The organism is Paraburkholderia sp. PREW-6R (assembly GCF_039621805.1).
Lineage (GTDB): Bacteria > Pseudomonadota > Gammaproteobacteria > Burkholderiales > Burkholderiaceae > Paraburkholderia.
The window spans coordinates 123,277-143,005 of record NZ_CP155074.1; the positions used below are offsets into that span (position 1 = coordinate 123,277).

The window sequence follows — 19,729 nt, forward strand, 5'->3', positions numbered from 1 at the left end:
TCGCCGGAACTGAACCTGATGCCGCACGATGCCGGAAGCGCCTCGCCGCCCAGGCGAGAAGCCCGTAATCGAGTCGGCCACTCTTTCAGCGCAATGAGATTTTCAGCCTAACATTCGCCACTTTCGCGTCACCTCTACGAATCCTGGGCGACGCGGCGCTCAATCTCCGCCAATAATCTCGTACTTGCCGCCGCGTTCGAGTGCCCGCTGATAAGCCGGGCGCGCGTGAATGCGTTTGAGAAACTCAATGATCGCGGGTATCTGGCCTTCCATACCGCCGCGCGCGGTGGCTGCTTCGAGCGGAAAGCTCATTTGCACGTCGGCCGCGGTAAAGTTATTGCCGACGAACCAGCCAGTCGCGCTCAGCTCCTTATTGATGTAGCCGAGGTGCAGTTTCAGTTGCGGATCGATGAAACTCGATTGCAGCGTGTCCGCGATCTTGCGCGCGATCGGCCTGGCGAAGAACGGCATGGGCGCGCTTGCAATACGCAACGCGACCAGCTTGAGCAACAACGGCGGCATCGCCGAGCCTTCCGCGTAATGCAGCCAATAGGTGTAGCGCAGCCGTTCCGGCGTGCCCGGTGCGGGCGCGAAACGTCCCTGACCGTACTTTTCGACCAGATACTCGATGATGGCGCCCGACTCCGCGATGGTCTGACCGTCGTCGGTAATCACGGGCGATTTGCCTAGCGGATGCACCGCGCGCAATTCGGGCGGCGCGAGCATCGTCTTCGGATCGCGCTGGTAGCGCCTGATTTCATACGGCACGCCCAGTTCTTCAAGCAGCCACAGCACGCGTTGCGAGCGGGAGTTGTTCAGATGATGGACAGTCAGCATAGGTCGAAGATCGTGGGCCAGTGGAGTGTCACATCATAAGGATGTTGCGCAGAGGCGGGGCTCTAGTCGCAACACGCTGCGCGTCCAGGCACTGCGCTCCCTTCACACGCGCGACTTGCTTCCCATCAACCCGTTCGACGGCAACGTTTCATCCAGCAACTTACGCGCGCTTTCGATTCCAGCCACCGGCAACCCTTCGGGGTTCAGCAGACCCACCTGCACGAGCACCGACGCCTGATCCCAGTAGATATGCTCGTTATAAAGCTTGTCGCCTCGAAAGCTGACCACCGCGAGCATCGGTACTTCGAAATATTTGCCGGTCGGCGCAACGCCCGGCAGCAGCCAGTCGATTTCGCACGTATGCGTACAGCTGAAAATAAATTCATCGACAATGCGATCAGAGCCGATTGTGCGCGAGAGGGGAATCAGCTTCGTATCCGGCGGATTCGAATTGACAAAGTGATGCGTATAAAACCGCTTGAGATTGTCGTAGCCCACCCCGCCGGTCATGGTTGGCACATGATTCACATACGGTTGCGCGACCATCGTGGGCATGACCGCTTCGACGTCGCGCGTCGCGAATTCGTAGTAGCAGTGCGCCTCCCATAGCGCATTCAGGTTGTAGATCGGGCCAAGCACCCTGCGCAAAAGCGCGAGCGTGCGCGAATACGCCATCATCGCGGCAGGCTTGTTGTACTCTGGACGCGCTGGCGCCGCGAACGCATGATCGCAATCCGGATAGACGTATTGTTCGATCTGGGGATTTCGGCCCAAAGCCGCGCTGATGCGTTCGCGCGTTTCAGGCGGACAGTGCGAGTCGTTTTCCGGGAAATGCAGCACCATCGGGCAGCGGATCGCGGGCACTTCGTCGAAATACGATTCAAGGCCGACGCCGTAATAGCTCACGGCGCAATCCACGTCCGTGCGGGCGGCGCTCAGGAACGCGAGCTTGCCGCCGAGGCAGTAGCCCACCGCGCCCACATTTCCGGCCTGCTCCGGCATGGCGCGCAACGTGGCGATGGTCGCGGCGATATCGTCCACGGCCAGATCGGTGTCGAATTGCTCGAGATAGGCGAGCGCCTGCTTCATATCGGCTTCGCCGTAGCCGAGCACGATGCCGGGCTTGATGCGCCAGAACAGATCCGGCACCACCACCACGTAGCCTTCTTCGGCAAAGCGCTCGGCCGCGCGCTTCATGGTCTCGTTGATGCCGAAGATTTCCTGCAACAGCACGAGTCCAGGACCCGACCCTTGCGCTGGCCGCGCGACATAAGCGTTGAAACGGCCGCCGTCCTGAGCGACGACTTCAATCAGGGAACCAGCCATGACGGTGTCTCCATGTGAGCGGGTTGCCAGGGAAGAGGGCTTAACTCATTGTCCGCAACTCGAAGCGTTTGAGTTTGCCGGTTTCCGTTCGCGGCAGTACGTCGACGAAAGTAATCACGCGCGGATACTTATAGGGCGCCACGTTATTCTTCACGAAATCCTGCAATTGCGCGACCAGTTTATCGCTCGCGCCGAATTCCGGGTTGAGCACCACGAAGGCTTTGACGATCTGCCCGCGAGTCTCGTCGGGTACGCCGACCACGCCGCATTCGGCCACCGCTTCGTGTTGCAACAGCACGCTTTCCACTTCCGGACCGGAAATGTTGTAGCCCGCCGAAACGATCATGTCGTCGGCGCGCGCCTGATAGAACACGTAACCGTCGGCGTCGAGATAAACGGAGTCGCCCGGCAGATTCCAGCCGTCGCGCACGAACTTGAGTTGCCGCTCGTCGGCGAGATAGCGGCAGCCGGTCGGGCCACGTACCGCGAGTTTGCCGATCGTGCCCGGCGCGACGGGTTCCATTGCGTCGTCCACGGCTTGCACGATGTAGCCGGGCACGGCGCGGCCGATCGCGTGCGGGCGGATGTCGTCGCCCTGAGCGGAGATAAAAATATGGATCAGCTCGGTCCCGCCAATGCCGTCGATCATGTCGATGCCGGTCGCGTCGCGCCACAGGCGGCGTGTCGAATCCGGCAGTGCTTCTCCCGCCGACACGGTCTTGCGCAAACTCGACACATCATGACGCGCGACGAGGGGCGCCATCTGCCGGTAAAACGTCGGTGCGGTAAAGAGGATGGTCGCGTGAAAGCGTTCCACGGTTTGCAGCAACGTTTCGGGCGTGAGCTTTTCGATCAACACCGTCGACGCGCCGACACGCAACGGAAAACACAGCATGCCGCCGAGCCCGAACGTAAAGGCGAGCGGCGGCGTGCCGCAAAAAATATCGCTCGACGACGGCTTCAGAATATGACGCGGGAACAGATCGCACATCGCGAGGACATCGCGATGAAAATGCATGCAGCCTTTCGGCTCGCCGGTCGTGCCGCTCGTGAAGGCGATCAGGCACACGTCGTCGGCGGCGGTATCGCACGCGTCGAAATGGTCGGGCTTGTTGATCGCGAGCGTATCGAGCGAGTCTGCGGCGTCGTCGTGGAAAAGGCGGGTTTGCTTCAGCACCGCAGCGTAGTACTCGTCGTGAGGATCGCTGCAGCGTGCGAGTTCTTCGGTCAGGCGCGCGTCGCAAAGTGCGGCACTCACCTGTGCCTTGTCGATGATCTGCTTCAGTTCTTTCGCACGCAACAGCGGCATGGTCGGCACGACGACGAGTCCGGCCTTTAACGCGGCCAACGCGGCTACGGCCATCTGCAACGTGTTCGGCCCGCGCAGTAATACACGATTGCCGGGCTTCAAACCCATTTCGTCGACCAGCACGTGCGCGCTGCGATTCACCAGCGCGAGCAGTTCGCGATAGGTCGTGGCTTGCGCGTTGCCCTCCACGTCGGACCAGATTGCGGGATCATCGCGATGGCCGGCTTCGATCGTTCTGTCGAGCAATTCCGTCGCGCAGTTCACGCGCGGCGGATAGGCCACGTCGGGATTGTCGAGCAGAAAGACAGGCCATTGATCCTGCGGCGGAAGATTGTCGCGCGCGAAGGTATCGACGTGTGCTGACGGTTCCATCATGGTCTCCCGGGCGTTGAGCCGGCTAAATGCGCATGGGTTGGCTTGGTGGCTTGCGTGTGTCGTTCAGTACTGTGGGGACTCGATCAAGCAATGACGGCAGTGGCTTCGATTTCGACCTTCGCTTCGTCTTCGATCAGCGCGACGACTTGCACCGCGCTCATCGCGATGTCGTAGTCGCCGATCAGTTCACGAAAGGCGCGGCCAATATCCTTCAGCGCCGCCAGATATTCACGTTTATCGGTGACGTACCACGTCATGCGGACGAGGTGCTCGGGTTTGCCTCCCGCTTCATGTAACACGGCAACCACGTTTCTCAGCGCCTGGATGGCCTGCTGCGCGAAGTCGCTGGACTGGAACCGCGCCTGTTCGTCCCAGCCGATCTGGCCGGCAATGAACACTTGCGTGCCGCTGGCCGCGACACCGTTCGCGTAGCCACGAGGTTTAACCCAGCCGGCCGGAAGAAGAGCTTTTTTCATGAGCGATGCGCCTCGATGGAGTCGGGCTGAGGAGCGAACGGCGCGAGCGCGCTCGCGATATCCGCAGGGATCGGAATCGATTGACCGCTTTCGAGCGATGTGGTGACGAGCACCTGTTTCGCGCGAAACCGCGTTTCACCGTCGTGGTGTCCGACTATTTCGATGCTGAGCGAACGGCGTCCAACCGCTACGACGTTCAGCGTCAGCATGATCGTTTCACCCATCTGACTGGGCCGCGAGAATTCGCAGTCGAGCTTGACGATCGGCAGGCCGATGCGTCGCCGCGAGATCATCTGCGCATAGTCGATCCTCATGCCTTCATTGAACCAGTCTTCGACGAGCGCGTTGGTCATCACCAGATATTGCGGGAAGAACACAATGCCGGCCGGATCGCAGTGCGAAAAGCGGATACGTAGCGGCCTTTCGAATTGGGCGCTCATGTGATGTCGCCTTTGCCGGCCGCAATAGCATGCGCTTTCAACAGATCGCGGCCGACGATCAACTGCTGCACTTCGGTCGCGCCTTCGTAAATCCGCAGCGCGCGGATTTCGCGGTATAGCATCTCGACAGCCGTGCCGCTTTGTACGCCCATGCCACCGTAAAGCTGCACGGCGGCGTCGATCACCTGCTGTGCACCTTCGCTCGCATGCCACTTCGCCATGGCTGCTTCACGCGTGACACTTTCGCCCTGATCGCGCAGCCACGCGGCGCGGTAGACGAGCAACGCACTGCTGTCGATAGTCAAGGCCATGTGCGCAAGTCTGGCCTGAGTGAGCTGGAAGTCGCCGAGCGTCTGCCCGAACATTTTCCGTGACGACGCGCGGGCGAGACCTTCGGCCATGGCATGACGTGCAAACCCGAGCGACGCGGCGGCAACCGACGTGCGGAAAATGTCCAGCGTGCGCATGGCGAGCTTGAACCCTTCGCCGGGTGCGCCAAGCATCTGGCTGCGCGGCACGCGTGCGCCCGCAAAGTGCAGACGCGCGAGCGGGTGCGGCGCGATCACGTCGATACGTTCGGCGATCTCTAGCCCGGGCGTCTGCGCGTCGACGATAAACGCAGTGATGCCGCGCGCACCGGGCGCTTCTCCGGTTCTCGCGAAGACTACATAGAAGTCGGCTATTCCGCCGTTGGAGATCCACGTCTTGTCGCCGTCGAGTACGTAAGCATCGCCGTCCTCGCGAGCGGCGAGCGCCATGGCGGCGACGTCCGAGCCCGCTTCGGGTTCGGACAGCGCGAAAGCGGCGATTGCCGTGCCGTTGGCGACGCGCGGCAGATAGCGCGTTTTCTGCTCATGCGTGCCGCCAAGAGAAATTGCGCCGGAGCCGAGTCCCTGCATGGCCAGCGCGAAGTCCGCCAGACCGTTGTGTCGGGCCAGCGTTTCGCGCAACAGGCAGACGGCGCGCGTGTCGATCGTGTCGCCGTGGCCGCCATACGCGCTGCCGCCGACGCCGTATCTCAACCAGCCCGCCTCGCCCAGTTGGCGAACGAGGCTGCGGCAGGTCGCATCCACGTCATCGTGCTGGACGTGTTCAAGATGGGCGCCGCACCACGCTTCGATACCCGCGGCCAGTTCGCGATGACGCGGCTCAAAAAACGGCCACGCCAGCGGGCTGTGCCAATCCATTTCGCTTGTCGCGCTCAATTCAATCTCCTTCGAACACTGGGCGCGACTTCGCTGCAAATGCGCTATAAGCACGCTCGAAATCGCGTGTGCTCATGCAGATGGCCTGAGCCTGCGCTTCGGATTCGATGGCTTCGTCGATACTCATGCTCCACTCCTGGTGCAGCATTGTCTTTGTGATGCCATGCGCGAAAGTGGGTCCGGCGACCAGCTGGGCGGCGAGTTGGTGCGCTTCTTCCAGCAACGCGGCGGGCTCGCAAAGGCGATTGTAGAAGCCCCATGCGTGGCCCTCTTCTCCGCTTGCCGAGCGACCGGTGAAGAGCAGTTCCGACGCGCGCCCCTGCCCGATAATGCGCGGCAGAATCGAGCACGCGCCCATATCGCAGCCTGCCAGTCCAACGCGCGAGAAGAGGAACGCGACCTTGCTGCGCGCGGTCCCCAACCGCATATCGGACGACATTGCGAGAATGGCGCCCGCGCCCGCGCACACGCCGTCCACCGCCGCGATAACCGGCTGCGGACAGTGGCGCATGGCTTTGACGAGATCGCCGGTCATGCGCGTGAAGAGCAGCAGTTCGGGCATGGGCAGATCGATCAGCGGCGCGATGATGTCGTGAACGTCGCCGCCGGAACAGAAGTTGTCCCCCGCGCCGTGAAGAACGACTGCTTTCACATCCGTCGCGTACGCGAGCTGGCGGAACAGATCGCGCAGTTCCGCATACGACTCGAAAGTCAGCGGATTCTTGCGTTCCGGGCGATTCAGCGTGATCGTCGCGACTTTGTCGGCGACCTGCCAGCCGAAGTGTCGGGCTTCGTAGTCCGCAAGTGTCAACTGGTTGCCGGCGAGCAATGCGTCGGCGCTAGATCGTGGCATGTGTGTCTCCTGCGTGTTCGTGCAATGCGGTGTGATGGGCTGCGATCAGGCTTTGAGGCTGTCGAGCAGATGCTGCTTGAGCTTGCCCAGGCGCTGGTGGGTCCGCGATTTCTCATCGAGACTCAGGCCGCCGAACAGTTCGACGACCCACTGCTCGTGTGCGACCGCCATCTTGTCGAACGCCTTGCGGCCGGCCGGCGTGAGACACACGCTGATCGAACGGCGGTCGTTCGGGTCGGTGTCGCGCGACACCAGGCCTTCTTTTTCGAGTTGGTCAGTAATGCCGGTGACGTTGCCGCCCGTTACCATGAGTCGGCGCGACAGTTCTGTCATCTTCAGGCCTTCGGGGTGCCGCTCCAGTTGCGCCATCAGATCAAAACGGGGCAACGTGGTGTCGAATTCAGTGCGTAGACGCTTGCGTAATTCGGCCTGTATGAGGTTCGTGGTGGTCAACATGCGCAACCAGAGGCGCAGGCCCATGTGACTATCGGCGCCGGTGCTCATTTCGAGGTCCACGACGTTCTCCGCGGGTTTCGCCACGCCTTTGCGCGGCGCTTTGGCGTCGGCTGCAACGGGCTTCCTGATGTTCGATGGTTTACTCACATGACCTCCCCGCCCGAAACGGAAACAGATTGCCCCGTCATCGCCTCCGAGCCAGGCTGGCACAGCCATAACACGGCGTTGGCCACCTGCTGCGGACTGACAAAGCGGCGCTGCGGATTCGAACGGAGCAACGTTTCGCGCGCCTGTTCTTCGGTGCGCGAGGTTTTGCTCGTGATCTGTTCGAGCGATGCTTGCAGCAATTCGGTCTCCGTGTAGCCGGGGCAAACGGCGTTGACGGTGACACCTTTCGTCGCCACCTCCAATGCGAGCGAGCGGGTCAGCCCCACGACGCCATGCTTGGCCGCGCAATACGCGGCCACATACGCATACCCGATCTGACCGGCCGTACTCGCCACGTTCACGATGCGGCCATAGCCGCGTTCGAGCATGCCAGGCAGCACGGCACGCGTGCCAAGGAACACGCCGGTGAGATTGACGTCGAGCATGCGCTGCCAGAGCGCCATGTCGGTCTGCGTGAATGGCGCCGCTTGCGCCTGGCCCGCGTTGTTGATCAGAATGTCGATAGCGCCCGTCTGAGCGAACGCGCGTTCAACCGACGATTCGCTGCTGACATCCACGCCAATGCACGCCATTTCGCCAAGCGCGGCGAGCCTGTTTCGCTGTGAATCGAGCCGCGCGGCATTGCGGCCCATCAACGTGACACGCGCACCGGCCTTGAGCAGCATTTCCGCAACGGCTGCGCCGATGCCGCTGCCGCCGCCCGTCACGACCGCGTGTCGACCTTCGAGCGCACGGTTAAGCATGGTGCTGTTCACGTGGTGCCCTCCGCGCGTTGCGCGCGCTCTTGCGCCGACAGACCGGCATTCGCGGCAGCCTGCGCGCGTTCACGTTCGAGATTGCGTTCCAGTTGCGATTTCGCCGCGGTATAGGGCTTGGGCCACATCACGTCGAAGTAGCCGATTTTCGCGGCCTCGTTGAGTGTCCATGCCGGGTTCGCCAGATGCGGACGCGCTATCGCGCAGAGATCCGCGCGACCCGCCGCGATAATACTGTTGACGTGGTCCGCCTCGGAAATCGCGCCCACTGCGATCGTGGCGATGCCCGCTTCGTTGCGCACGCGGTCGGCGAAGGGGGTCTGGAACATGCGTCCGTAGACGGGCTTTTCTTCCTTGCTGACCTGACCCGACGATACGTCGATCATGTCGGCGCCTGCCGCCTTGAACGCGCGGGCAATCTGCACGGCGTCCTCGGGTGTCGTGCCGCCTTGCACCCAGTCGTTCGCGGAGATCCGCACGGAAATTGGCTTGTCTTGCGGCCACGCCGCACGAACCGCCTTGAACACTTGCAATGGATAGCGCAACCGGGTTTCGAGCGAACCGCCGTACTCGTCCATGCGCTGATTGGTGAGCGGCGACAGGAAGCTCGAAAGGAAATAGCCATGCGCGCAGTGCAGTTCGAGCCAGTCGAAGCCCGCTTCAGCCGACATCTGCGTGGCGCGTACGAACTGGGCCTGGATCTCGCGCAGATCGTCAAGCGTGGCTTCACGCGCCTGCTGGCTCACACCGCGCAGATATTGTTGCGACGACGCCGACACGAGCGGCCAGTTGCCTTCGCGGAGTGGCTGGTCGATGCCTTCCCACGCGACACGCGTCGAACCCTTGGCGCCCGAATGACCCAACTGGATACCGATCTTCGCGTCGGATTGCGCATGCACGAGATCGACGATGCGCTTCCACGCCGTCAGATGTTCGGGCGCATACATGCCAGGACAGCCCGGCGTGATTCGCGCCTCGGGCGACACGCAGGTCATTTCCGTCATCACGAGGGCTGCGCCGCCTAATGCGCGCGCGCCCAGATGCATCAGATGGTAGTCCCCGGCGATGCCGTCTACTGCGGAGTATTGCGCCATGGGCGACACCACGACGCGGTTTTTCAGCGTGACGCCGCGCAACCTGAACGGCGTGAACATAGGCGGGACTGAATGTTTTTCGGGCGCGCGTTGTACGCCGGATCGACTCGCAAGCCAGTCTTCGAAGGCGGACAGGTAGATCGGGTCGCGCGCGCGCAGGTTTTCGTGCGAGATGCGCTGCGAACGCGTGAGCAGCGAGTACGCGAATTGTTCTGGTTCAAACGACGTGTAGCGATCCACATGCTCGAACCATTCGGTGGAATTGCGCGCAGCGTTCTGGATGCGCAGCACGTCGACGCTGCGAACCTCGGTGTAGTGCGCAAGCGCCGCGGCCAGATTGCCGGGATGCGCGCCAATGCTGTTGGCCAGTTCGATCGAATCTTCGAGCGCGAGCTTCGTGCCCGAGCCGATGGAAAAATGCGCGGTGTGCGCCGCGTCGCCCATCAACACGACGGGCGTTTGCGTTCCGTCGGCGTTGTCGCGCCAGTGCACCCATTCCTGGTTGACGACGCGCGGAAAGCGGATCCACTGCGATGAGCCGCGCAAATGCGCTGCGTTCGACAGCAACGGGTTGCCATCGAGATACTTCGCGAAAAGTTTCTCGCAGAAGGCGATGCTGTCCTCTTTACTCATCTCGTCGAGGCCGGCGGCGCGCCACACACGCTCAGGTGTCTCGACGATAAAAGTGGACGTTTCGTTATCGAAACGATAGGCGTGTGCCTGAAACCAGCCGAATTCGGTTTCTTCGAAAGCGAATGTGAAAGCGTCGAATAGCTTTCTGGTGCCAAGCCAGACGAAGCGGCAATCGCGCATGTCGATGTCCGGCTTATACGTGGCGGCGTATTTTTGACGGATTGCGCTATTTGCGCCGTCGCATGCGACGATCAGGTCGGCCTTGTAAGCCGTGTCCTCCGTGACCTGGGTTTCGAAAACCAGTTTGACGCCGAGTTGTTCACAGCGCGCCTGCAGGATATTCAGCAGACGTTTGCGCCCAATCCCGCAGAAACCGTGGCCGGACGAACGGATCTGCCGGCCGCGAAAGTTGATTTCGATGTCGTCCCAGTGATTGAACGCGTTGAGAATCGCGTCGGCGCTGGGTGCGTCGGCGGCGCGCAGATTGCCGAGTGTCTGGTCGGAGAACACCACGCCCCAACCGAACGTGTCGTAGGGGCGATTGCGTTCAACTACTGTCACTTCGTCTGCCGGATACCGGTGCTTCATTAACAGGCCAAAGTACAAACCGGCCGGGCCGCCGCCGATGCAGACGATGCGCATGCTCATTCCCCACGTCAGATTGCTCTGGAGGGTAATTTAGGCTTCGATAGTTTAGATGTCAAGTAAACGCAGAGAAGGCTCGCTGGCGGGTACTGGAACGCCGATCGGACAAGGCACGTTAGTCCGATTGACTGGAGACGGTCGAAGCGACCACGAGAGCACGAGGAAAGCGTGCGAACACGGCGATGTCCGCACGCTCGTTCGGCTTATTGATCCAGACCGCTCATCAACACGTATTTGACCTCTACGTATTCTTCAATCCCATAGTAGCTTCCTTCCCGGCCATAGCCGGAATGTTTCATTCCGCCAAATGGAATGGAAGCCGTTCCCACGGAGCCGCTGTTGAGAATCACCATTCCCGACTCGATTCCCCTCGACAGGCGGAACGCTCGCGCGAGGTCTCGCGTGAAGGCATAGGCAACCAGACCATATTCGGTGTTGTTCGCGCGCTTCAGTACTTCGTCTTCAGTCTTGAACCGGTAGATCGGGAACACGGGGCCAAAGATTTCTGTCTTTGCCACTTGCATGTCGTCGTTCAGTTCCGTGAGGATGGTCGGCTCATAGAACAGTCCGCCCTTTGCGTGCCGCTTGCCGCCGAGGACAACCTTCGCACCTTCGTGCCTGGATTGCTCGACCAGTTCCGCAACCTTATTGAAGCCAGCCTGGTTGATCATCGGACCCACCACCGTTTCTTCCTGCATGCCCTGATCAACGCGGATTTTCGCTACCTTCTCCGCGACAGCGGCAACAAAGCGATCGTGAATGCTTTCGTGGACGTAGATACGATTGGGAGAAATGCAGACCTGTCCGGAATTGCGAAGCTTTGCAGCGACAAGACCCGCGACTGCGTCGTCAAAACTGGCGTCGTCGAAAACAATGAACGGCGCGTTGCCGCCTAGTTCCAGCGTCATCTTCTTGAGGTCCTTGCCACAAGCGCTCGCGAGCAGCCTGCCGACGGCTGTTGAACCCGTGAACGAAATCTTCCGGATTCGCGGATCGCTCGTGAACAGTTCACCGATTTCTTTCGGATTGCCTGTGACCATCTCGAACACGCCTTCGGGAATGCCGGCTTTTCGCGCATAGTCGAGCAGTTTGTATGCTGTCAGCGGAGTCAGCTCAGCTGGCTTGATAATCATCGTGCAACCGGCGGCCAGCGCCGTTGCAATCTTGCGAGTGATCATCATGAAAGGAAAGTTCCACGGCGTGATCGCAGCAGTCGGGCCAGCCGGCTCTTTCACTACGATAACCTGTGCGTTGGCGGCGTGAGTCGGGATGGTGTCGCCGTACACGCGCTTCGCTTCTTCTGCGTACCATTCAATGAAGCCGAGACCGTAATCGATTTCCCCCATGGCGTCCGACAGGCACTTGCCATTCTCTTTGACCATGGTTTCAGCAAACGCGCGTTTGTCGTCGCGAACCAGCTCGAACCAGCGGCGAAGCAGTTCGCTTCGGTCCTTGGCGAGTTTGCGCGACCATGCGGGAAAGGCGTTGCAAGTGCGGTCGATTGCGGCCTTCACTTCGTCACGTGTCATTTCAGGCACTTCGCCCACATATGAGCCGTCTGCCGGGTTATTGACTGTAATCATGCTTAAGTATCCTTGGCAATGTAAGTTTATGGGCGACCAGGACCAGACCAACCGCTGCATCAAGTCCCTTGCGGCGACTGCTACGACCTGTGCGGGGTGACAGCCGAACATCGACGTGGGCCATTTCAGCGGGTTACGTATGGGTGCTCGCGAATGTCGACTGTTTGCAGGCGCTTCGTCGTCCGCACTGGAAGTCTGTAAGCAGATCGTGTGTGGTCGATGTTAGGACCGACTGACTGTCTCGACCATGGCGCAACGTCTATTCTTATTGCCTAATCCTATGGAAACTGGATTCGACCTGGTGAACCGTATTGCCGATTCCACCGTGCGTTCCGCTTTTCATTGCTGAGCAGGGAGGTGATCGGCGTCAGGTTGTGTCAGATATCCGTCGACATGTTGACGTCTGCCTTTTGCTTCCTGTTTCAACGCCCAGAAATAGGTCACGACAAGGCACGGGACCATTGAAACAATGGAATAGGTAATGCCTGCCAGATCGTTTCCCGTATATTTCACAAAGGACAGACTGATTAGTGGAAGAAAACCACCGAATACAATATTTCCGAACTGCTGCGAAAGTCCAAAGCCGGTTGTTCGGCTTTGTGGTGGGAACGATTCGGCGATAAAGGCAGGAAGCGGGGCCATGATCATCGCCGTGAAAATCGCTAGTATTGTGATTTGTGCGGACACAAGCGCCCACTGGCTTGCCGCCACACAGCTTCGAATGCCGGCGAAGCAGGGATAAGCGACAACGGTCCAGCATATGATGCCGATCAGTATCACTCTCGCGCGGCCAACTGAATCGGAAAGCCTTCCAAACACGGGATACATCGGCGCTGCAATCGTGATCGCCGCGCCGAGGCACAAGCTCGCCGTTGTCGGGTCCACTCTCAGCACGTTCTCGAGAAAATAGAGCATGTAGACAATGGAAGTGTACAAAGAGACCGAGGTCGCACCTTGCGGACCGAACATGGCCACGAATATCGCTTTCCACGATGTCGGGCTTTTTAGCGTGTCCTGCAGAGGAGATGCGGACAGACGGCCAGTGTCCTTCAGATTTTTAAAGGTTGGAGTTTCCGCCATACCCAGGCGAATCCATGTTGCGATTACTACAATTGGCGCCGAGACGAGAAACGGTACGCGCCATCCCCATGAGTTGAAACTGTGCGGTTGCAATGACAGCTTCAACGCACTGACGATCAACAACGCGCAGAGCAAGCCAACAGTCGCGGTGCTCTGAAGAACACTCGTTGTCATTCCTTTTCTATGGGCTTCGGAGTGTTCCATGACATAAACGACGGCCGAACCGTATTCTCCGCCGAGCGCGATGCCCTGAATGATGCGCAGAACGAGGAGTGCAACGGGCGCCGCACTTCCGATGACAGCATAGGTTGGGAGACATCCGATTCCCACCGTCGCGACACCCATCAGCACGAGCGTAATCACGAAAGTCTTTTTCCGTCCGATCCTGTCGGACATGGGACTGAAAATCAGCGTGCCGAGTGGACGCGCCACGTAAGCAATGCCGAAAGTAGCCACGCCTGCCATGCTGGCGACAACCCGGTCGGTCGACGGCAGGAATAGGGCGGTCAACGTCGACGTGAGCGCAACATAAATAAAAAAATCGTAGTACTCCAGCATCGTTCCAACACTCGAACTGGCGATGATACGAAGCATGCTGGGTCGCAGAGATTCCGTCTTGCGGTCGAATGACATACCTGTCTCCTGATTGAATCACCTGGCTGTCTGTGCCGTACCTGGCGGCGCTCGCTCTTTCGCGTCTACCGGTTTTCTTTCTGTGCGGTTTTCGATGTGTTGAAACGGGTGACCGCTTCCTTGTGTTCGTGACCGGCAAGCAAAATGGCTTGCATGCTCGCGGCTAGTTCGAGCGCCACGGATAACGAACTCTCGGCTGACTCACGTACCAGGTTTTTTGCCATACGCGCAGCGCGGGGCGGGTGGGCGCAGACGCGTCTGGCAAGTTCAAGTGCTTCCGCATCCAGTTTGTCGCTCGGGACGACCTTGGTCACGATTCCTAGTCTGTAAGCCTCGTCCGCGTCGATGAATTGACTCGTCAACGACAATTCGAGGGCTTTCGCCGGTCCGACTATGCGCGACAGAAACCATGCGCCGCCAATACCCGAGACAAGTCCAAGGCGCAAAAAGCTTTCCGCGAAGACGGCGCTTTGCCCGGCGATCCGGATGTCGCACATGAGCGACAGATCGAAGCCTGCGCCAACGGCTGTACCATTCACGGCGCAAACGGTCGGAATTTCCATATTGCTCAGCGCGCGCGTGATGCGATGCAAGCTATCGTGCAGGCGATCACGTATGTCGGCGACGCTGCCGTCCATCAGATCCGTTCCGCTTTGCATATCTTTCACGTTTCCGCCGGTACAAAAATGCTTTGCGGAAGAAGAGCGGAGTAGTACGCAGCGAATGTCTCGTCGCGAATTGATTCGCTCAAGCTCATCGGAAAGCGCTTCTGTCATGGCAACGGTAAGCGCATTGCCATCTTCTGGATGGTTGAGTGTGATCGTCAGGATTGCTTCCTGTAAAGACGTCACAACCAGACGTTTGTCCTCTGATACTAGCGTCGACATATTCACATACCTTCTAAAATGAAACGTCCACCGACGGTCCCTATCGATTCGCAAAAGCTGCGGGACGCCGCTCGAGAAATGCCGCCATGCCTTCTTTCTGATCCGCCAGTGAAAATCCCGCATGGAATAATCGACGTTCGAACAGAAGTCCCTCGGACAGTGAGGCCTCGAACGAGCGATTGACAGCTTCCTTGATAGCTACGATGACGGGCAGGGAGTGCCTGGCTATCTGTTCAGCCATGGACAGTGCGGCGTCTAGCAGTTCGTCCGGCTGCACAACCTTCGAAACGAGACCGGTGTCGAGGGCTTCTTTGGCCGTCATGGACTCGCCGGTAAGGCAGGCAAGCATCGCGTTCGACTTGCCGACGGCGCGGGGCAGTCGTTGTGTGCCTCCCGCTCCCGGCACAATCCCCAGCTTTATTTCCGGCTGACCGAACACGGCATCGGCGGCGGCGATCACGATGTCGCACATCATCGCCAACTCACAGCCACCGCCGAGCGCGTAGCCGCGGACTGCGGCGATGAGTGGCTTTCTGAGTGTGCGCAGAACGTCCCAGTTCCGCCCGATGTAGTCCTGTCCGAACGCGGTCGAATAGTCGAGTTTCGACATTCCCACAATGTCCGCGCCGGCTGCAAATGCCTTGTCCGAACCGGTGATAACGGTCGCGTGTATCGCAGGGTCGGCTTCGTTCCGGAGCAACGCGGCTGCGAGTTGATTCACCAACTCGTCCGTCAGCGAATTGAGCCGGTTCTCGGAGGCCAATCTGAGCAGTGACACATGGCCACGGCGTTCCTGTTGCACGCAGCTTTCTGTCATCACAGCACCTCGTCATGTGTTTGTGTCGGAGCCGGGCGTGCCGGGTACGCGCGAATCACACCTGTGTCTAGCAGTTCAGCAATCTGGTCATGCTCGATGCCGTAGCGGGCGAGTACTGCGAGCGTGTGTTCGCCGTTTAACGGTGCAGCGCGGTCGGCATTGTCTTGTGCGCGATCGGATGGTCCCAGCGCAAATCCATTTGCACGGATCTGGCCGGCGACCGGATGATCGAGTGTGCAAGCGAGGCCACTTTCCGCGTATTCGGCGGATTCAACGACATCGCGATAAGACGACACGGGTGCGCATATGATGTCCCGCAACGCGAGCCGTTCCATCCACTGCGAGGTTGAGCATTCGGAAAACCTTGAAGCGAGTAACTGATGGAGCGCCTTGCGATTGCGCACCCGATCGTCGTTTGTTGCGAATCGCGGATCCGATTCGAGCCACGGCATGCCCAGTTCTTCACACAATGCGGTCCACCGTTCGGGGTGATAGGCGACGACCACGATCCAGCCGTCCTCCGTTGGAACGGCTTCGTTGGGGGCGGCGTAAGGCGCAGCACTTCCGACCTTGTCCGGATTACGCCCTGATGCGAAGAACGAGGCGAAGCTGATCTGCTGCAGCATCACCGTCGCGTTGTACAGGCTGATATCAAGCTGCTGCGCGCCCTTGCCGTTGCGCACACCATGCAGCGCGGCAAGGATGGCAATCGCGGCAAGATATCCGCCGACCATGTCGGCAATCGGTACGGGGACCTTGAGCGGATCCTCGTTCGCGGCGCCAAGCGTGCTCATCAAGCCGCTGACGGCCTGAATCACACCGTCGACGCCCGGACGCTGGCGATTCGAACCGCTTTGCCCGAATGCGGAGATGGAACAGTAGACAAGGTTCGGGTTGATCTCGCGAACCGACGCGAAGTCGAGCCCCATTGACTGCATCACACCCGGTCGGAAATTTTCGACAAGAACGTCTGCATCGCAAAGCATCTTGCGCACGAGACATCTTCCAGCGTCTGTCTTGAGATCAATCGATGCGCTCAGCTTGTTCCGGTTGACGCTCATGAAAACGGGGCTTTCACCGTTTATCCATGGTGGCCCGATCTTGCGGCCAAGTTCGCCCGCTGGCGGTTCGATCTTGACGACGTCCGCACCGAGGTCCGCTAGTGTCATGGAGCAAACCGGACCGGCGAGTACGTGTGAAAAATCGAGCACACGTACGCCACTCAGACTGTCTCGTAGCATTGTCGATTGTCTCCTGTTTCATGGCTTGCCCGAACGCAAGGCCATGGGGCGAGCATAAGTGGCCCGCTTTGGGCTAACAATCGACTTTTTTTAAGCGACCTTTTGACTTTTTGTTAAAGGGCGTCGCTACTCGATGACGAGTGTGACGAGCCAGTCGCGGAAGACTTCCAGCGCGCGCGAAGACTTGCGATTCGCGGGCCACGCAAAGTAGTACGTGTGGGCGCCACGATCGAGCTTGAACGGAAAAGGCGCAACCAGCGCACCGCTGTTCAGTTCGGCGCGCACGAGGGCTTCCTGTGCGATAGCAATACCGTGTCCTTCTATCGCGGCCTGATACGCCAGTAGCGATGTCTCATAGCGCATTTCGCGCCGCCCGGCGTTCGGTGAGATTCCGGCGCCCTTGAGCCAGAGAGTCCAATCTTCCGGGCGGGCAAGTGAATGGAGCAGCGTTTCGCCTTGCAGTTTCGAACGCGGTTTGACCGCGTGTGTTGATGCTGCAACGGGAATGAGTACGTTTGGAATGAGCCGCTGCACGTGAACACCGCTCCACGCTCCGTCGCCCAACTGGATGCCGGCGTCAATATCTTCGCGGCCGAAGTTCAAAGGCGCAGAGGATGTGGTGAGTTGAACTTCGATGTCTTCATGCGACCTATGGAAGTTCGCCAACCGGGGAATGAGCCACCTGACAGCGAAGGTCGCGGGCGACCGGATCTTCAGCACGCTCGCCCCACGTGTCGTGGTGCGAAGGCTGGCCGTTGCGTCACGCAGAGACTCGAAAAGCGGCATCAATTCAGCAAGGTAACTTGCACCCGCTGCTGTCAGTTCAAGCCGTCCTTTCACCCGTTCAAACAGATCGACGCCAAGATAGCGTTCAAGTGTTCGCACTTGCCGGCTCACGGCCGCCGGCGTGACAGCGAGTTCCTGTGCAGCCTTTGAAATGCTCAGAAGGCGTCCTGTCGCCTCAAAGGCGCGCGTAGGATTGAGCGGTGGGAGGGACTCGCGACGTTCCATCGAATGATCGCACTCTTATTCTGATAGCTGATTGTGCTCCCGGATGGGCAGTTGAGCAATATTGCTCGATACTGCTGACAGAGTGCTGGCGGGTTCTCCGCACTGGGTCCCGGTGTGTGCGATTCGCGGTACCCAGTCCCGAAGTCAAACGCGTCCATTGCAGGATCGCTGGAGCGCTGGACCGCTCGCAACGACCCTCACGCGGCGCCAGCGAATGCCCCTCTCCGCTCAGTTCTTCGGCACTTTGTCGACGCCCTCGGCAGGATTGCTTACATCGACGAGATCAGGGGATTTCACCGCGCGCAGTTGTTCGACCTGGTGTTTCGTGTCGATGCGGGTCGTTCTCGAAAATGGCTCGAGTGTCACGGAGGCGCCGCTTTTCAGCGCCTTCACGATGCCCTCGATAACGCGTACGTCCGCATAGCCTTCTTCGACATCGGGCTCCGGATGTCTATTGTTCAGAATGCAGTCGGAAAAGTACTTCATCTCACCGCCGAAGTGGTCGGTGTTCTTGAACGAATGACTGCTCTCATCCTGACCAATCGTCACCGTTTGTTCAAGCGGCTTTCCGTATGTGTAGGCGGGCTGCATGGCGATGCTGCCTTTGGTGCCGACGGCGAAGTAGGATTCGAGTGCGTTGGCCGCATAGGAGACGACGAATTGCGCGAGCCGATTGCCGGGGAAACGGAGCGTGACGGCCACAGTGTCGTCGAAGTCGCCGAGACCCGCTTGCGGATGCCGCGCGCCGACGGCATTGACGACTTCAGTCGGTTCGGCTTCGAAGATATAGCGCGCGGCGTTGATCGGATACGGCGCCATGTCGAAGACAGGGCCTGCTTCGATCCCATTGTTGGCACGATGGTTGGCAGGGTCCACCTTCTGCACGAAGGTCGATGAAAACACGATCACTTCCCCGATCTCTCCCCCGCGAATCTTCTCTATGGTCGAGAGCGTGGCCGGCTCGAAATGCAGCCGGTACGCCACCATCAGTTTCGCAGTTGATTCTTTTGCGGCCTGTGCAATCGCGTTGCACTGCGCGGTGGACACCTCCAATGGCTTTTCCACCAGCACGTGGATACCGGCTTTCAAAGCGGGAATGACGAACTCTGCATGGCGCCAGTTCGGCGTGGCCAGGTAAATCGCGTCGACCTTGCCTGATGAAAGCATCTGGTCGAACTGCTCGTATGAGTAGATGTCGGTCAGATTGTATTGGTCTGCGACCTTGCGTGCCTTTTCCGGGTCGCCGCTAACGAGTGCCGTGATCTCCGAATTGCCGGTATGGTCGACGCCGGGCATCATCGCTTCCTGCGCGATATCGCCTACGCCGACGATTGCATAGCGAACCTTCGTTGCGTTTGAGGAATCGTTGGTGAGTCCAATGGCGGACAGAATGCTCATGTTCGTACCTTTGCTTGCAGGGTTGGGAATCGCGCTGGCCCGCCTTCAACGGCGGACCCGCGCTCGACGCAACATGAGGTGCAAGCGCCGTTCCAGCACGGACGGCACGAATGTTTCTGCTGCAAGCGTCGCCGCCAGTCAGCGCTTCAAAGGGTCATGGCCCCAGTTCATCAGAGAATAACGCCACGCGCTATGGTCGATTTCGTCGGCCGATTGATCCGGCCGTTGAGCCATGTGCCGCTTGATGTAGCCGACCACCTTGCGCATGTGCTGAAGATCAGCCGGTTCGAGATCGCCCTTTTTCTTCTCAAGCAATTGAACGATTCTGCGACCTGACCGGTGGCCGGTTGATTCGCCGCCGGTTTTCTTCTGACCGACCATCAGTGATTCCTCTGTTCGAAGCCAACGTGTAAGTTCATTCCTTGTCATGTTGACGTGATGTTTGAATTCGGTCACCACGTCGGCGTCGTGGCTGGTGTTCGCTGCGGTGGAGTGCGTCATGCTGAC

At 59.6% G+C, this 19,729-nt stretch carries 18 protein-coding genes; all 18 read right to left on the minus strand.

What is annotated here, in order from left to right:
• Positions 1–159 precede the first annotated feature (159 nt).
• Complete coding sequence (locus AAGS40_RS15860; protein ID WP_345815734.1) at positions 160–837, minus strand: glutathione S-transferase; 678 nt, start codon at positions 835–837, stop codon at positions 160–162.
• Between the two features lie 102 nt (positions 838–939).
• The gene (locus AAGS40_RS15865; RefSeq protein WP_345815735.1) at positions 940–2,163 is read right to left on the minus strand and encodes a dienelactone hydrolase family protein; all 1,224 of its coding nucleotides are present in this window, start codon (positions 2,161–2,163) and stop codon (positions 940–942) included.
• Positions 2,164–2,203: 40 nt separating this feature from the next.
• Positions 2,204–3,844 carry an AMP-binding protein gene (locus AAGS40_RS15870; protein ID WP_345816575.1) on the minus strand — a complete coding sequence of 547 codons (1,641 nt, stop codon included), beginning with the start codon at positions 3,842–3,844 and terminating at the stop codon, positions 2,204–2,206.
• Positions 3,845–3,930: 86 nt separating this feature from the next.
• Complete coding sequence (locus AAGS40_RS15875) at positions 3,931–4,323, minus strand: RidA family protein (protein WP_345815736.1); 393 nt, start codon at positions 4,321–4,323, stop codon at positions 3,931–3,933.
• On the minus strand, positions 4,320–4,763 hold the full coding sequence (locus tag AAGS40_RS15880) for a thioesterase family protein (RefSeq protein ID WP_345815737.1): 444 nt from the start codon (positions 4,761–4,763) through the stop codon (positions 4,320–4,322). The genes AAGS40_RS15875 and AAGS40_RS15880 overlap by 4 nt, the downstream gene beginning before the upstream one ends.
• Positions 4,760–5,968, minus strand: a complete 1,209-nt coding sequence (locus AAGS40_RS15885) for an acyl-CoA dehydrogenase family protein (protein WP_345815738.1) — start codon at positions 5,966–5,968, stop codon at positions 4,760–4,762. Before AAGS40_RS15885 ends, AAGS40_RS15880 begins: the two co-directional genes overlap by 4 nt.
• Position 5,969: 1 nt before the next feature.
• On the minus strand, positions 5,970–6,821 hold the full coding sequence (locus tag AAGS40_RS15890; RefSeq protein ID WP_345815739.1) for an enoyl-CoA hydratase family protein: 852 nt from the start codon (positions 6,819–6,821) through the stop codon (positions 5,970–5,972).
• A 45-nt stretch (positions 6,822–6,866) separates the two neighbouring features.
• A complete protein-coding gene (locus AAGS40_RS15895) occupies positions 6,867–7,424 on the minus strand; it encodes a MarR family transcriptional regulator (RefSeq protein ID WP_345815740.1) in 558 nt (185 codons plus the stop codon).
• Complete coding sequence (locus AAGS40_RS15900; RefSeq protein WP_345815741.1) at positions 7,421–8,200, minus strand: SDR family NAD(P)-dependent oxidoreductase; 780 nt, start codon at positions 8,198–8,200, stop codon at positions 7,421–7,423. Before AAGS40_RS15900 ends, AAGS40_RS15895 begins: the two co-directional genes overlap by 4 nt.
• Positions 8,197–10,569, minus strand: coding sequence for a bifunctional salicylyl-CoA 5-hydroxylase/oxidoreductase (locus AAGS40_RS15905; protein WP_345815742.1), 2,373 nt, complete (start codon positions 10,567–10,569; stop codon positions 8,197–8,199). The genes AAGS40_RS15900 and AAGS40_RS15905 overlap by 4 nt, the downstream gene beginning before the upstream one ends.
• 206 nt (positions 10,570–10,775) lie before the next feature.
• On the minus strand, positions 10,776–12,155 hold the full coding sequence (locus AAGS40_RS15910) for an NAD-dependent succinate-semialdehyde dehydrogenase (protein WP_345816576.1): 1,380 nt from the start codon (positions 12,153–12,155) through the stop codon (positions 10,776–10,778).
• Positions 12,156–12,494: 339 nt separating this feature from the next.
• Positions 12,495–13,868 (minus strand): MFS transporter, encoded by a 1,374-nt coding sequence (locus tag AAGS40_RS15915; RefSeq protein WP_345815743.1) that lies wholly within the window; start codon positions 13,866–13,868, stop codon positions 12,495–12,497.
• Positions 13,869–13,933: 65 nt separating this feature from the next.
• Positions 13,934–14,755 carry an enoyl-CoA hydratase-related protein gene (locus tag AAGS40_RS15920; RefSeq protein ID WP_345815744.1) on the minus strand — a complete coding sequence of 274 codons (822 nt, stop codon included), beginning with the start codon at positions 14,753–14,755 and terminating at the stop codon, positions 13,934–13,936.
• Positions 14,756–14,795: 40 nt separating this feature from the next.
• On the minus strand, positions 14,796–15,572 hold the full coding sequence (locus AAGS40_RS15925; RefSeq protein WP_345815745.1) for an enoyl-CoA hydratase-related protein: 777 nt from the start codon (positions 15,570–15,572) through the stop codon (positions 14,796–14,798).
• A complete protein-coding gene (locus AAGS40_RS15930; protein WP_345815746.1) occupies positions 15,572–16,813 on the minus strand; it encodes a CoA transferase in 1,242 nt (413 codons plus the stop codon). Before AAGS40_RS15930 ends, AAGS40_RS15925 begins: the two co-directional genes overlap by 1 nt.
• Positions 16,814–16,939: 126 nt before the next feature.
• Positions 16,940–17,824, minus strand: coding sequence for a LysR substrate-binding domain-containing protein (locus AAGS40_RS15935; protein ID WP_345815747.1), 885 nt, complete (start codon positions 17,822–17,824; stop codon positions 16,940–16,942).
• 228 nt (positions 17,825–18,052) lie between these two features.
• Positions 18,053–19,222, minus strand: a complete 1,170-nt coding sequence (locus AAGS40_RS15940) for a Gfo/Idh/MocA family oxidoreductase (protein ID WP_345815748.1) — start codon at positions 19,220–19,222, stop codon at positions 18,053–18,055.
• Between the two features lie 138 nt (positions 19,223–19,360).
• Complete coding sequence (locus AAGS40_RS15945) at positions 19,361–19,723, minus strand: DUF3140 domain-containing protein (RefSeq protein WP_345815749.1); 363 nt, start codon at positions 19,721–19,723, stop codon at positions 19,361–19,363.
• Positions 19,724–19,729 lie beyond the last annotated feature (6 nt).